The organism is Myxococcus sp. AB025B, assembly GCF_006518215.1.
In the GTDB taxonomy this organism is placed as follows: Bacteria; Myxococcota; Myxococcia; order Myxococcales; family Myxococcaceae; genus Myxococcus; species Myxococcus fulvus.
This window is the reverse complement of the sequence record NZ_SRLW01000038.1, coordinates 1-13,718: the sequence shown is the minus strand read 5'-3', so window position 1 is coordinate 13,718 and position 13,718 is coordinate 1. Positions and strand designations below refer to the sequence as shown.

The 13,718-nt window shown below is 72.1% G+C and carries 6 protein-coding genes; 1 reads left to right on the top strand and 5 read right to left on the bottom strand.

Annotation, left to right across the window (positions count from 1 at the left end):
* Positions 1 to 104: 104 nt before the first annotated feature.
* Positions 105 to 464, top strand: a complete 360-nt coding sequence (locus FL311_RS08735) for a hypothetical protein (RefSeq protein WP_141324480.1) — start codon at positions 105 to 107, stop codon at positions 462 to 464.
* 13 nt (positions 465 to 477) lie between these two features.
* Here the strand turns inward: FL311_RS08735 and FL311_RS08730 are convergent, their stop codons facing one another.
* The 5 genes from FL311_RS08730 to FL311_RS08710 form a co-directional block, all read right to left on the bottom strand.
* Positions 478 to 4,173, bottom strand: coding sequence for a protein kinase (locus FL311_RS08730; protein WP_194869125.1), 3,696 nt, complete (start codon positions 4,171 to 4,173; stop codon positions 478 to 480).
* A 104-nt stretch (positions 4,174 to 4,277) separates the two neighbouring features.
* Positions 4,278 to 8,705: a DUF4215 domain-containing protein gene (locus tag FL311_RS08725; protein WP_228556760.1), complete on the bottom strand. Its 4,428-nt coding sequence runs from the start codon at positions 8,703 to 8,705 to the stop codon at positions 4,278 to 4,280.
* A 13-nt stretch (positions 8,706 to 8,718) separates the two neighbouring features.
* Positions 8,719 to 10,560 (bottom strand): OmpA family protein, encoded by a 1,842-nt coding sequence (locus tag FL311_RS08720; protein WP_228556759.1) that lies wholly within the window; start codon positions 10,558 to 10,560, stop codon positions 8,719 to 8,721.
* Positions 10,561 to 10,813: 253 nt separating this feature from the next.
* The gene (locus FL311_RS08715; protein ID WP_141324478.1) at positions 10,814 to 12,424 is read right to left on the bottom strand and encodes a CocE/NonD family hydrolase; all 1,611 of its coding nucleotides are present in this window, start codon (positions 12,422 to 12,424) and stop codon (positions 10,814 to 10,816) included.
* Positions 12,425 to 12,516: 92 nt separating this feature from the next.
* A partial coding sequence (locus FL311_RS08710) for an ATP-binding protein (protein WP_141324477.1) occupies positions 12,517 to 13,718 on the bottom strand: 1,202 nt, incomplete at its 5' end.

The window sequence follows — 13,718 nt, the reverse complement described above, 5'->3', positions numbered from 1 at the left end:
GTGAAGCACCCGCTCCGAGGGACGGACACGTCGGTCGCCTCTGGTACGGTGCCTGCAACCCACACCGCGCATCTGCGGTTCCAACCCGGAAGGAGTCACGGCCCATGACTGTCACCGTCACCATCACGTCCGACGACATCAGCTACAGCCCTTCGAACATCGTGAAGCACGGCGAGGAGGTGGAGTTCAAGCTGCAGGGCATCTCCTCCGCCCAGGTGGTCTTCAAGGACGGGACCACCTGCCTCTCGGGGCCGGGCTCCTTCACCCTGGACACCTCCAATCCGCTGGCGCAGGAGAGCGACCAGCATGTGACGCAGACGTGCCTCAAGCGCCTCTACCCGTTCGACGTCGTGATTCCCGCGCCCCCGCCGTCCCAGGCCGCGAGCTTCATCGGCTCCAACGCGGAGACGAAGAAGGGCGGCCTGGACGTGACGACGGACCCGCCCGAGGACCCGAAGAAGTAATCGGGCGTGGGCCTCAGGGCGCGGCGGGCCGGACGGAGAGCTCCAGGTCCGGTGCCAGCCGCGCCTTCCACGTCGAGGCCAGGTGCGGGTTCTTCGCCAGCGCCTGCTCCGCGTCCTCGCGGGCGCGCGCCGTCCACGCCTGACGCTGCTCCGGGACGGTGGCGCCCTCCGCCAGCGCCCACAGGAGCCCGGCGCGCAGCAGCCGTGCCCGGGCCCACTCCGGCCGGGCCGCGAGGATGCGCTCGACGCCCTCCAGGGCGCGCGTCAGCTCCCCGGTCGCGTCCCCGCCCTGGCGCGCCTTCCAGCGCCCCCAGGCCAGCGCCAGCTCGCTCGACGCCAGCACGTACTCCTGGCGCTGGGGGGACAGCTCCACCGCCTGGGCGAGCGCGTCCTCGGTCCGCCGGAAGTCCTCCTCCTTCGCGGTGCCCAGGCGCACCCGCTCGCGCGCGTGCACGTCGAAGAGGGCGCCCTGGTAGCGCCACGCGTAGCCCAGGCGCGGGTTGAGCTGCCGGGCGCGGTCCAGCGCCTCCTGCGCGCGGGTGAGCCTGGGCGCCACGTCGCGCCGCTCCTGCAGCGCGTGCGTGGCCGCGAGCACGTGCACGCGGGCCAGGTTGGTCCAGATGTCCGCGTCGCCGGGCATCATCTCCAGCGTCTTGCGGTAGGCGGCCTCCGCCGTCTTCAGGCCGAAGGACGGGTCCTGCCCGCGCGCCAGGAGGAAGCCCGCGCGCACCGCCTCCACCTCGCCCAGATTGTTGTAGGCGTAGCTCTGCTGGGGGGCCGCCTCGCGCGCCTGCTCGAAGGCCTCGCGCGCCTCCGTCAGGAGCGCCTCGACGTCCTCGCCCTCCTCCCAGCGCTGCTCGGCCCACCACAGCAGGGCCGCGCCCAGGCCGTTGGCGAGCTGGGGCAGCTTGGGGTTGATGTCGCGGCCCTGGCGGTAGAGCGCGAGCGCCCGCTCCAGGTCGGGCCTCGGGTCCTGGCCGTGCTCCTGGCGCCAGCGCGCCAGCTGCTCGGACACGTCCGCGCCCTGGTAGCAGGCGATGACGTTGCGTGGGTTGAGGGCGAGCGCGCGCTGGATGGCCTCCAGCGCGCGGGTGAGGTCCCCCTGCGCGTCCGGCGCCCGGGTGAGGCCCGCCCTCGCGCGGTAGGCATTGCCCAGGTTGATCCACGCGTCGGCCTGGGTGTCGCGCAGGCGGATGGCGGCCAGGTAGGCGTCGATGGCCTTGCCCTGGTGCTCCAGCGAGTCCAGGCCGAGTCCGCTCTCGTAGTCGGCCCACACCTGATGCGTCACGCCCAGGTTGGCGTGGAAGGCGTAGTCGCGCTCCTCGGGCCCCAGCTGCTCGAAGGCCTCGATGGAGTGGCCCAGCTGCTCGCGCGGGTCCTGGGAGAGCCGCTGCAGGTGGCGCGCCCACAGCCGGTGGATGATGGCCAGGTCCAGCGTGACGCGCTCGGCGGGGGGCGCGAGCTTCAGCGCGGCCCTGGCCGCGTCGATGGCCTTGCCGAAGAGCACCTCCACGTCCGTCGCGTTCTGGTTGGCGTGCTGCTCGCCCAGCCGGCGGTGCAGCCGCGACAGCACGATGAGCGAGCGGTGGTGTCCGGGCGCGGCCTGGAGCGCGCGTCCCAGGGCGGCGAGGCCCCGCTCGTACGGGGGCTGCACGTCGCCGGAGCCGTACAGCTCCATCACGAGCGCCGCCAGCTCCAGGCGCCCCAGGGCGTAGTGCGTGTCCGGCTGGCTCTCCGCGGTGGAGATGGCCTGGGCATACGCGCGCCGCCCCGCCTCCAGGTCCGCCTGGGAGCCCGCGCTGTCGCCCTGGTGCCAGCGCGCGGTGGCGCGGGCCAGGTGCACGTCGCCGCGCAACAGGGGCGCCTCGTAGAACCAGGGCCAGGTGTTGCCCATGGCGTCCAGGTGCGCCAGTGCCTCCTCGTGACGGCCTTCATGGAAGGCGAACAGGGCCTTCACGTACAAGGGCGGCGCGGGCACGTCCGGCCCCTCGGCCTGGCGCAGGTAGGCCAGCGCCGGGTCGCGGTAGCGCTGCTCCAGCTCGCGCCGGCGCGCCTCGCGCTGCTCCTGGCTCCTCCGCTCGACGTCCAGCAGCAGCTTCTCCCGGTACTGGTCTCCCAGCACCAGCGCCAGCGCCCAGGCCGCGCGGGGCTCGCGGTAGCCGTGGCGCCACGCGGACTCCAGCCGCGCCCTTGCGCCCTCCACGTCGCCCAGGGCCAGGAGCGCGCGGCCCAGCGCGTAGTGGCCGGGGCCCACCGCGTGCTCGCCCGCCTCGCGCACCTCGACCTCCAGCGCGTCCATGCTGGCGCGCAGGGCCTGCTGGTCCTCGCGCGTGTCGTGCAGGCGCGACAGGAAGGAGTAGCGCGCGGCCGCCTCGATGCGCTCCACCCGCTCGGTGAAGCTGCGCGTGAGCCGCTCGCGCTCGGCCACCTCCTTGCGCGCCACCACCGCCTGCCCCAGCGCCAGCGCCACCACCGTCAGCGCCGCCACCGCCAGGCTCAAGGCCACGCGGTGCTTGCGCGCCTTCTTGCGCAGCCGGTAGCCCACGCCCCGCCGCGCCTGCACCGGCTCCCCGCCCAGGAAGCGCTCCAGGTCATCCGCCAGCGCGCGCGCCGAGTCGTACCGGGCCGAGCGCTCCTTCTCCAGGCACTTGAGGACCACCGCCTCCAGGTCCTCGGGGATGTCCCGGTCCACCGCGCGCGGCGGCAGCGGCTCCTGCGTCTGCAGGCGGGTGATGACGTCCTGCCCGCTCCCCGCGAAGGGCGTCTGGCCGGTGAGCAGCACGTACAGCGTGGCGCCCAGCCCGTAGACGTCCACGCGCCGGTCCAACCGGGACGTGTCCCCGCGGGCCTGCTCGGGGGCCATGTAGTGCGGCGTGCCCATCACCACGCCGCTCTGGCCCGCCTCCTCGCGCCAGTCGCGCGCCAGGCCGAAGTCCATGACGAAGGGCGCGTAGCCGCCGTCCTCGGTGCGCTCCACCAGGATGTTGCCGGGCTTGATGTCCCGGTGCACCAGGCCCGCGCGGTGGGCGGCGTGCACGCCCTCGGCGGCCTGCCGCAGCACGAGCACCTTCTGCTCCGGCGTCAGCGTGGCGGCGAGCTGCCCGAGCGGCTGGCCGTCCACGTAGCGCATGGCGATGTAGCCGCGCCCCTGCACCTCGCCGACCTCGTACACCTCGCACACCCGCTCGTGGCGCACCCGGGCCTGGGCCCGCGCCTCCGACAGGAAGCGCCTGGCCAGCTCCGGGTCTCCGCCCTTCACGAACTTGAGCGCGACGTTGCGGCGCAACAGCGGGTCGTACGCCAGGAACACCTGCCCCATGCCGCCCTGACCCAGGAAGCGCACCGGCTGGTAGCGGTTCCAGTCCGGCACCGGGAAGACGGGGGCCTCGCTCGCGTCCTCCGCCAGGGCGGCGACGGGGGGCGCCACCGGGGGCGTGCGCGGGTCCAGCGTGGTGGCCTCCAGCGGGGCGCCACCACTGGCCGTGTCCTCCAACGGGGGGCCGAGCTCCTCGCGCAGGGTGCTCAGCGTGTGCTCGCTCACCCCGCCGCGAGCGCGCAACAGCTCCAGCGGGCTTCTGCCCAGGCCGAGCGCCTCCTCGCGCAGGGCGGTCGCCTCCTGGGCGGAGACGAGCCCGTAGTCCAGCGCGAGGAGCAGCTCCTCCTCGTACCTCTCCTGCGTCTTCCCCGCCTTGTCCACGGCCCCCAGCATACGGGGTTGCGCGACGAGGCGGGGAGACCCGCCGGGAGGTCCACGAGTCCCCGGGGCAGGGGACTGGGGGAAGGGATGTGGACCCCCCGGCGGTGCAAGACGGACTACCGACGCGCCTTGCGGCGGCGCAGGCCCAGCAGGGTCAGCAGGGCCAGGCCCGCCGACGAGGCCGGCGCCGCGCTGCAACCGCCGCCCGCGAAGGCGCGCGAGTTGAGCACCGTCCACCGGTGCTCGGCGGGCGTCGGGTCCACGTTGCCCGCGCTGTCGATGGCGCGCACGCGCAGGACGTGCTCACCCTCGCGGACGTCGTAGGTGTCCTGGCAGGCGACGTAGGGCCCGTTGTCCAGGCTGCACTCGAACGTCACGCCCTCCTCGTTGGAGGCGTAGCCGAACGGGGACTCGGTGTTCCCGGAGCTGGCGCCTGGCGTGCGGCTGAAGGACGTGTCCGGCGCCTGCGTGTCGATGCGGAACGTGTCGACGTTGGAGGGCCCGCTCTCGTTGCCCGAGGTCGGGTCCGTGGCCGTGGCGGTGACGGCGTGCGAGCCATCCGCCAGCGGCGTCGTCGGCGTGCAGCTCCAGTTGCCGCTGGCGTCGGCGGTGGCCGTGCACACCACGGTGTCACCCTCGCGCACCGTCACCGTGGCGCCCGGCGTGGCGGTGCCGGAGATGGCGGGCGTGGAGTCGGCCAGCACCGAGCCGTTGGCGGGCCCCGTGATGACGGGCGCGCCGGGCACGGTGGTGCTGACGGTGAACGTCACCGGCGCCGAGGGCGGGCTGGTGTTGCCCGCGCCGTCGGTGGCCGTGGCGGTGAGGGTGTGCGGACCCTCGGACAGCGGCGTCGTCGGCGTGCAGCTCCAGTTGCCGCTGGCGTCGGCGGTGGCCGTGCACACCACGGTGCCACCCTCGCGCACCGTCACCGTGGCGCCGGGCTCCGAGGTGCCGCTGATGGGCGGCGTGCCGGTGGACACCGTGGAGCCACCCGCGGGGCCCGAGATGACCGGCGCGCCCGGGGCGGTGGTGTCCACGATGAACGTCGACGGGGCGGAGGTCTCGCTGGGGCTGCCCTCCGGGGTGACGGCGGTGGCGGTGAGGGTGTGCGAGCCGTCCGGCAGCGTCGTCGGCGTGCAGCTCCAGTTGCCGCTGGCATCGGTGGTGGTCGTGCACACCACGGTGGTGCCCTCGCGCACCGTGACGGTGGTGCCCGGGTCGGACGTTCCGCTGATGGGCGGCGTGCCGGTGGACACCGTGGAGCCATTGGCCGGACCCGTGATGACGGGCGTCGTCGGCGGGGTCAGCTCGACGATGATGGTGGCCGGCGGAGCCGTCTCCGTGGCGCCCACCTCCGTGGAGGTGAGGACCACCGAGTGCGTGCCCTCGGGGATGTTGCCCAGGTCACACGTCCAGCGGCCAGCGGCGTCCACCACCACGGTGCACACCGGCGTGGTGCCACCGTCGACGTAGACGTCGATGGTGGAGCCCGGCGAGCCGGTGCCGCCGATGACCGGGTCCGTCACACCGCCCGGCGCCGGGTCCGTCAGCACGGGGATGAGCTGGCAGATGGACAGCGAGTCCACCCGGTAGGCCACCTGCGTCTCCGTGTTGTTGTTGTCCGCGCAGTCGGTGTCGACGAGCGCCAGGCGCACCTCGCCCGAGAGCGCATCGAAGTCCTGGTGGTGCCCGAAGCCCAGGCCCATCGCCGCGTCGCGGGTGGCGGAGGCCGGGCCCGACAGCGGCAGGCGGCCCAGCGTGAAGCGCTGGGTCCCCGCGCCCGTGACGTGGTTGAAGCCGAACAGACCCGGGTACCAGTTGTCGGCGCCCGAGTAGCTCACCGCGCCGGAGACATAGGCCGCGCGGTAGCGGCCCGGCACCGTGAGCGCCGCCTCGGCGGCGAGCGCCGCCAGGTCCGGCTGGGCGATGTCCGACACGTTGGTGCACTGCGAGCGGCCCAGCCGCGTGTAGAGGGCGTGCACGTCGGTGTTCTTGCAGCCGTGGCCCGCCTCGATGGTGCAGGTGGCCGAGCAGCCGTCGCCCGCGGTGGTGTTGCCGTCGTCGCACGCCTCGGCGGCGGCCTTGATGCCGTCGCCGCACGTCACCGCGCACGCGGAAGGCTGGCCCGTGCAGCTGTAGCCCGTCTCGACGGTGCACGTGGCGCTGCAGCCGTCGTTGGCGGTGGTGTCACCGTCGTCACACTGCTCACCCTCGTCCAGGAGCCCGTTGCCGCAGACGTTGGCGCTGACGCAGACGTTCGAGTAGGGGTTGCACAGGCCGCTGTCGCAGACGCCGGACGCGGCGCAGGGCTGGCCGTTGGACCACAGGCAGCGCGGCGAGCAGGTGTCACCGGACTCCAGATTGCCGTCGTCGCACACCTCGCCGCCGGCCACCGTGCCGTCGCCGCAGGTGGTGGCGCAGGTGCTGGGCTGACCGCTGCACGTGTAGCCCGGCTCCTGGGCGCACGTGTTGGAGCAGCCGTCGCCGGAGGTGGTGTTGTTGTCGTCGCACGTCTCGCCCGGGTTCACGACGCCGTTGCCGCACGTCTGGCTGCACACGTTGCCCGGGGGCGGGCAGCTGTAGCCCGGCTCCACGGCGCAGGTGGCCGAGCAGCCGTCACCCGCGTTGGTGTTGCCGTCGTCGCACGTCTCCGCGCCGGCGCGGATGCCGTCGCCGCAGACGGTGGTGCACGTGGAGGGCGCGCCGGAGCACTGGTAGCCCGACTCCACCGCGCAGCCCTGGCTGCAGCCGTCGCCGCTGGCGGTGTTGTTGTCATCGCACTCCTCGTTGGCGTCCACCGCGCCGTTGCCGCAGGTGGCGACACACACGGACGGACCGCTGGCGGGGCGGCTGCACGAGTAGCCCGGCTCCGGCTTGCACTCGGTGGCGCAGCCGTCACCCGATTCCAGGTTGCCGTCGTCGCACGTCTCGCCCGGGTCCACGGTGCCGTTGCCGCACGTCTTCACGCACGGCTGGCCCACCGTGGGGCAGGTGTAGCCCAGCTCCAGGGTGCAGGCGTTGGAGCAGCCGTCGCCCAGGTTCGTGTTGCCGTCGTCGCACAGCTCGCCCGGGTTGAGCACGCCGTTGCCGCACGTGGGCGCGCAGTTGGAGGGCGCGCCCGAGCACTCGTAGCCGTTCTCGACGCGGCACGCGTTGGAGCAGCCGTCGCCGGACATGAGGTTGCCGTCGTCGCACAGCTCGCCCGGGTCGATGGCGCCGTTGCCGCACGTGGCGACACAGGCCTGGCCGGGGGTGGGGCACGCGTAGCCGGACTCCACGCGGCAGGACGCGTTGCAGCCGTCGTTCGGGGTGAGGTTGCCGTCGTCGCACTGCTCGCCGGAGTTGAGCAGGCCGTTGCCGCACGTGGCCGCGCAGGAGCTGGGCTGACCGCTGCAGCCGTAGCCGGGCTCGATGCCGCACGTGGCGCTGCAGCCGTCGCCGCTGTCCGTGTCGCCGTCGTCGCACTCCTCGCGGGGGGACACCACGCCGTCGCCGCAGCGGTCGTCGTAGGCGTCTACGAAGAGGTAGCGGAAGGCGTTGGGAGGCGACTCCTCGTTCTCGTTGCACAGCTCCAGCCGGTTGAGGCCCGTCTTCCAGGGCGCCGTGGTGCCGAACTCACGGATGATGCTCTTCTGCCACGGCGAGCCCGGGGGCTCGCTCACGGTGACGGGCGAGAAGGCCTGCCCGTTGACGGTGGCGTGGTCGAACTCGTTGTCGTTGAACATGGCGATGCGCATGCGGAACTGCGCCACGTTCGTCGTCGAGGGAATGATGAAGTCCTGGTAGACGCAGGTGGGGGCGCCCAGCGGGGCCGCCATGAAGGTGGCGGTCTGGACCTCCTGCGGCCAGTCATCGGCGCTGCGCGCGCCGACGGCCGCGCCCGTCGTGGTGCCGGAGTAGAACCAGTGCGGGTCCGCGCCGGATTCCAGGCGGCGGTTGTTCTGGTCCACGCCCGTGTTGAAGAAGGCGATGCCCGCCCTCACGCAGCGGCTGGGCGTGCCGGAGCAGGCGAAGCCGGGCTCCACCTCGCACATCCGGTTGCAGCCGTCGCCCTCGGTGCGGTTGCCGTCGTCGCAGACCTCCTGGTCGAAGTTGGGCCACTGGCGGTTGTTGAACGCACCGTTGCCGCACAGGGACAAATCACACGTCGCCGAGCAGCCGTTGTCCTCCTGCGTCGTGTTGCCGTCGTCGCAGGCCTCGCCCGGGTTGACCTCGTTGTTGCCGCACAGCGACGCGAGCGAACAGGCCCGTCCGGGGACGTGACACAGGTAGCCCGCCTCGAGGGTGCCGGTGGCGGAACAGCCGTCGCCGCTCACCGTGTTGCCGTCGTCGCACTCCTCTCCGGGCTGGATGCGCCCGTCACCCACGACGGGGGCGGCCAGCTCGGAGCGCTGTGCGCGGGGCGCCTCGGTCGAGGCGAGCGTGGTGGGCTGCTGCTCCTGGCAGCCGGTGAGGGTGGTGATGAGCGCCAGGGCGAGCGCGGCCACGGACGGGCCCGTCAGGGCCCGCTTCATGACAATGGGATGCATGTCTGAGGATTGCATGAGAGGTCTTTCCTCACTTCTCGAGGGTGTCGGTGGGCTCGCCGCTCTTCGTCTCGACGCCCTCGGCGTCACCGACGATGCGGAACTCCACGCGGCGGTTCTTGGCGCGGCCGGCCTTGGTGGTGTTCTCCGCGATGGGCTTCTGGGGACCGAAGCCGCGCGGCTCCAGCCGCTCGCGCTTGACGCCCTTGCCCTCCAGGTACTTCACCACCGCCTCGGCGCGGCGCTGCGACAGGTCCAGGTTGTAGTCGGCCTTGCCCGTGTTGTCGGTGTGGCCCTCGACGCGCACCTTCTCGATTTCGGGGTGCGACACGAGGATGGCGGCCACGCCGTCGAGCAGCTTGAAGCTGCGCGGGCTGATGAGGTCCTTGTTGTTCTCGAAGAAGACGGCCTCGAGGATGCGAATCTGGCCCTCGCCAATCTGCGCGAGCTGCTTCTGCTTGCAGCCGTGGTTCTTCACCGGCCCCGGCTCGTCCGGGCAGTTGTCCAGCCGGTCCACCAGACCGTCGTTGTCGCGGTCCTGGTCCGGGCAGCCGCGGTTCTCCTTCGGGCCCGCCTCGTTGATGCAGGCGTCCTTGGCGTCGAGCACGCCGTCATTGTCGTTGTCCGGGTCCGGGCAGCCGTCCTCGTCCTGGAAGCCGTCCTTGTCCTCGGGCTCCTTCGGGCACGCGTCCTTGGAGTCGGTGACGCCGTCGTTGTCGGAGTCCGGGTCATCCGGGCAGCCGTCCTCGTCCTGGAAGCCGTTGACGTTCTCCGGCTGGGCGGGGCACTTGTCGGCCAGGTTGGGGATGCCGTCCTTGTCGTCGTCCCCGTCCGGGCAGCCGTTGAGCTCGGCGAGGCCGGGCGTGGTGGGGCAGCGGTCCGCCGCGTTCGTCACGCCGTCGCCGTCCGCGTCCAGGTCGGGACAGCGCGAAGGCTCGTGGGGCTGGCCCGCGACACATGCGGGCGCATCGTCACGGGGGCCGAAGTTGACGCCCGCCAGCACGCGGAACTCGGGCGTGCCGGGCGTCCGGCCGAAGCCCGGGCCGCCCATGACGTAGAACTCGGTGCCCGCCTTGACCGGCGAGCGCAGGCCCAGCAGCACCTCCATCGACTCGGGCGCGTCCGCGAACGGCAGGGTGCCGCGCACCACCAGCTCCTCGCGCAGGCCGAACAGGTGGGCCGTCACGTTGACGCCGCCGTTCATCTCCACGCCCAGCTCGTCCTGCAGCGGGTCCGCGTTGGGCGTCAGCGCGTACTTCTTGGTGCGCACCAGCGCGCCCACGTCCGCGCCCACGCGCCAGCCGTCGCCCACCTTCTTGCCCAGGCCCAGGCGGGGGGTGAAGACGAAGCCCTGGTCCCGCGTGAGCGTGTCCTTGCTGCCCAAAGGCAGCGCCGCGCCCAGGTGCAGGCCCACGTCCAGCGGGCCACCGCGCGCCTCGGACAACAGCCCCGCGCGCGCCTGCGCCCACGGCGTGCCCAGCGCGAGCGTGGACGGCGTCTGGAAGCCGAGCGCCGTCGTGTCCGGGCCCCACTGCGAGACGATGGGAACTTGAAGACCCAACTCCAACCAGTCCGTCACGGCGTAGGCGCCGCTCAGGTGCACCGTCACGCGGTCCGAGATGATGGTGCCCACTTCATCGTCGTTGCGCAGCAGCACCAGCGGCTTGCGCTCGTAGTGGGCCGTGAGCCCCAGCCGGAAGGTGCCGTCCGGGAGCAAGTCACCGGTGGACAGCACCAGGCTGTCCTTGGCGCCGGGGTTGAGCTGCAACCGCTCCAGCTCCAGGTTGGGAATCCGCTGGACCTGCGCTTGAGCGGAGAGGGCCCAGAGAACGGCCAGCCCTCCGAGCAGGGAATGATGACTTCGAGAATTCAAGGGTTCCTCCACGTCCGGGCGTCGCACTGAGCGCGCGCACGGCCTTCTGCCACGACTGTGTGGGTATGCACAGTTGCATGGCACGGGCCATCGCGTCACCGAATGGGACGCGAGGACCTGCGAGGATTTGCTGACGTGTCAGGAGGTCCGTTGGCCCGCACCGACGCGACATTGACGTGTCAGCGAAGGGGGGGGCGGGTGCTGGCATACCCTTCCGGAGTCTCCCCCTCCGAGAGGGTGGGAACACCTCACGCTAGCGCAGCGGCAAATCCAACCAGGAGGGTCCGCCCACGGTCAGCGTGGCATTGAAGGTGTTGGCGCTGAAGTAGAGCGGGTCCTCGGTGTCGACCACGAGCGCGAGTGAGTGCCAGGCCGGGACGTCATACGCGGTGGCGGGGAACACCAGGTCCAGGTCGAGCGGCGTGCCCGGCGCGGCGCCGTGCCAGCTCAGCGGCACGTGGGTGATGAGGCCGCCGAAGTCCCCCACGGCGTCATAGAGATAGGCGACCACGGTGCCGGAGGCCGTCGTCGGGGTGATGCGCAGCCGCAGCGTGGCGGCGCCGCGCAGGGCCAGCTCGCGCGAGGACGGCGGCGAGGTCCACACGCCCGCGCGCAGCCGGTTGACGCCCGGCAGCCACACGATGGGTTGGATTCCCGTCAGCGCCTGCAGACCGTTGGTCAGCAGCGGCACCCCCGCGTCGGCGATGGTATCGACGCCGCCCCAGAGGGTCCGCGCGCCGCTCGTGGATGGGGCGCCTCCGAGCGTGCCGGTGCCATCGAGCAGCCGGATGGCGCCCAGGCCGAGGCGCTGGGTGCTGGAGGAGACAGCGGCCCAGGTGGAATAACCCTCCACGTCGCCGTCGTAGGTGCGCAGGACGAGCGGCGGCTCGTTGGCGATGCCCGTGTCGATGCCGGCGACGTGCTGGTCCAGCCACCGCGTCACGCTGGTCCACACGGGGTTGGGCAGGCCGACCAGGCCCGTGGCCTCGACGACGGCGTGGTCCCCAGGCGCGAGCTCCAATCGCTTGGGGCCGGTGAGCTGGCTGAAGAAGGAGACGAGCTGGTTGGGAGGGAACATGCTGTCGCCGTACGCGTTGGCGATGAGGATGGCGGGCGCGTTGGCGTTGATGCGGTCCACGTAGGTGGAGGCGGAGCGGAGGCGCCCCCACTGCTTGAGGCCCTCGATGTCCCGGTTGGCGAAGTAGTCGTCGATGCGGGTCCGCAGCTCGGGGCTGGGACGGCCGAGGAAGCGCGCGGCCAGGTCCAGCAGCGCCACCGCCTGGGGCCTGCGCGTGTCACCGCCGTACAGCGACGCCACCAGGTCCGTCCATCCGGAGAGCGCGGCCACGGCCTTCACGCGCGAGTCGAAGCCGGAGGCGATGAGGGAGATGCCCGCGCCGTACGACACGCCCGCGAGGCCGAGGCGCGCCGCGTTCGTCGGTGTGTTCGCCACCAGCCAGTCGAGCACGCGCGAGGTGTCCGCGATGTCCGCCGGGCCCGCCGTGTCGATTCCACCCCCCGACGCCCAGAAGCCCCGAGGCGTGTACGACAGCACCACGTAGCCCCGCTCGGCCAGCGCCTTGGCCTGGGCCAGGTACTCCAGGTCGTTGAGTCCCCAACTGGAGATGAACACGACGGCCGGGTGGGGACCGGGCGTCGTCGGGGCGATGTGGTTGGCCTTGAGCACCACCCCGTCGCCCACCGGGATGTCCACGAACTTGAAGCCCGTCGTCGCCGCGGCCGTGAGCACGCCGTGGGCAACCGGGAGCGGCGAGGGCACCGCCGCCGTCGCGAGGACGGGTATCAACAATGCGACGAACAGGGACGAACGGGGGAACCACCGCGAGAGCAGACGCTGCGCCATGGAGCACCTCACCGGACTGCGAGGGGTCGCTCACGGTAGAGAGGGATTGATTCGTCAATCAAGGTTCCCTGACACGGCGTGTTGAGCAGGTTTCATCGCGAGGGGAGGGTGTAGCGGCCTTCCTTGTGGAGCTCGCGGTGGATGCCGTGGAGGAGGTCCGCGGCGCGCAGCTGTTGGGGCATGCGGATGACGGCTTTGAGACACGCGTGGCGGAGCACGTTGATGATGGCGCCGCCGGACAGCTCGTGCTCGCGCGCGAGCTTCGCGAGGTCCACGTCGGGGGCCAGCGGGAAGGGCTTGTCCTTGAAGCACGCCTCCCACAGCCGCAGGCGCTGCGCGGGGCCGGGCATGGGGAAGTGAATCATCGACTGGAAGCGGCGGGCGAAGGCCTCGTCGAAGTGCGCGCGCTGGTTGCTGGCGAGGATGGCGATGCCGGGGAAGTCCTCGATGCGCTGGAGCAGGTAGGAGATTTGTTGATTGGCCGCGTGGTCATTGGCGTTGCGTGACTCGGTGCGCTTGCCGAAGAGGGCGTCGGCCTCGTCGAAGAAGAGGATCCAACGTTGGAGCTGGGCGTGGTCGAAGAGGCTGGCGAGGTTCTTCTCCGTCTCGCCGATGTACTTGGACACCACCTTGGACAGGTCGACGCGGTAGACGGGCAGGCCGGTGGCCTTGCCGAGCAGGGTCGCGGTGAGGGTCTTGCCGGTGCCGGGAGGGCCGTGGAAGAGCGTGCGGTAGCCGGGCTTGAGCTGCTTCTTCAGGCCCCAGTCCTCCAGGAGCGTCCCCTGGTGGCGGGCCCAGGTGATGATGTCCTCGACGTCGTCGCGCAGGGGCGCGTCGAGCACCAGGTCCTCCCAGCCCTGCATCGTGGTGATGCGCTGCGCGGGGAACTCCGGGCCGAAGGGCGGCTGGTAGTGGGCGCCGGTGGTGAGGCGCTCGAGGGCCTCGGGGGTGAGCTGGAGCGCGGCGGACAGCGGGGGCTCCTCCGGGTGACGGCGCTCCAGTCGCAGCACGCGGCGCGCGAACAGCGGGTGGTCGGGGTGGAAGAGGGGCAGGTGCGTCAGCCGCGCCTGGAGGTCATCTCCGGCGAGGAGGAACAGCGCTGTCTCGCCGGTGGGGAGGATGCCGCCGTGGGACTGGCCCACGACGCCGCCGAACTCGGTGAAGCGGCGGTCCAGGGCCTGGTTGCGCAGGAAGAGCGGGTCGAGCGCGGCGGGCTGGAGGTGGGGCAGCGCGGCGAGGATGAGGAGCAGTCGCTCGGCGGGGGTGCAGTGGAGTTCGCGGAGCAGCTCGGCGT

Excerpts from the sequence above, each read along its gene's own strand:
- FL311_RS08715 (WP_141324478.1), bottom strand. The coding sequence starts at position 12,424 with ATGGCGCAGCGTCTGCTCTCGCGGTGGTTCCCCCGTTCGTCCCTGTTC.
- FL311_RS08735 (WP_141324480.1), top strand. The coding sequence starts at position 105 with ATGACTGTCACCGTCACCATCACGTCCGACGACATCAGCTACAGCCCT.
- FL311_RS08730 (WP_194869125.1), bottom strand. The coding sequence starts at position 4,173 with ATGCTGGGGGCCGTGGACAAGGCGGGGAAGACGCAGGAGAGGTACGAG.
- FL311_RS08725 (WP_228556760.1), bottom strand. The coding sequence starts at position 8,705 with ATGCAATCCTCAGACATGCATCCCATTGTCATGAAGCGGGCCCTGACG.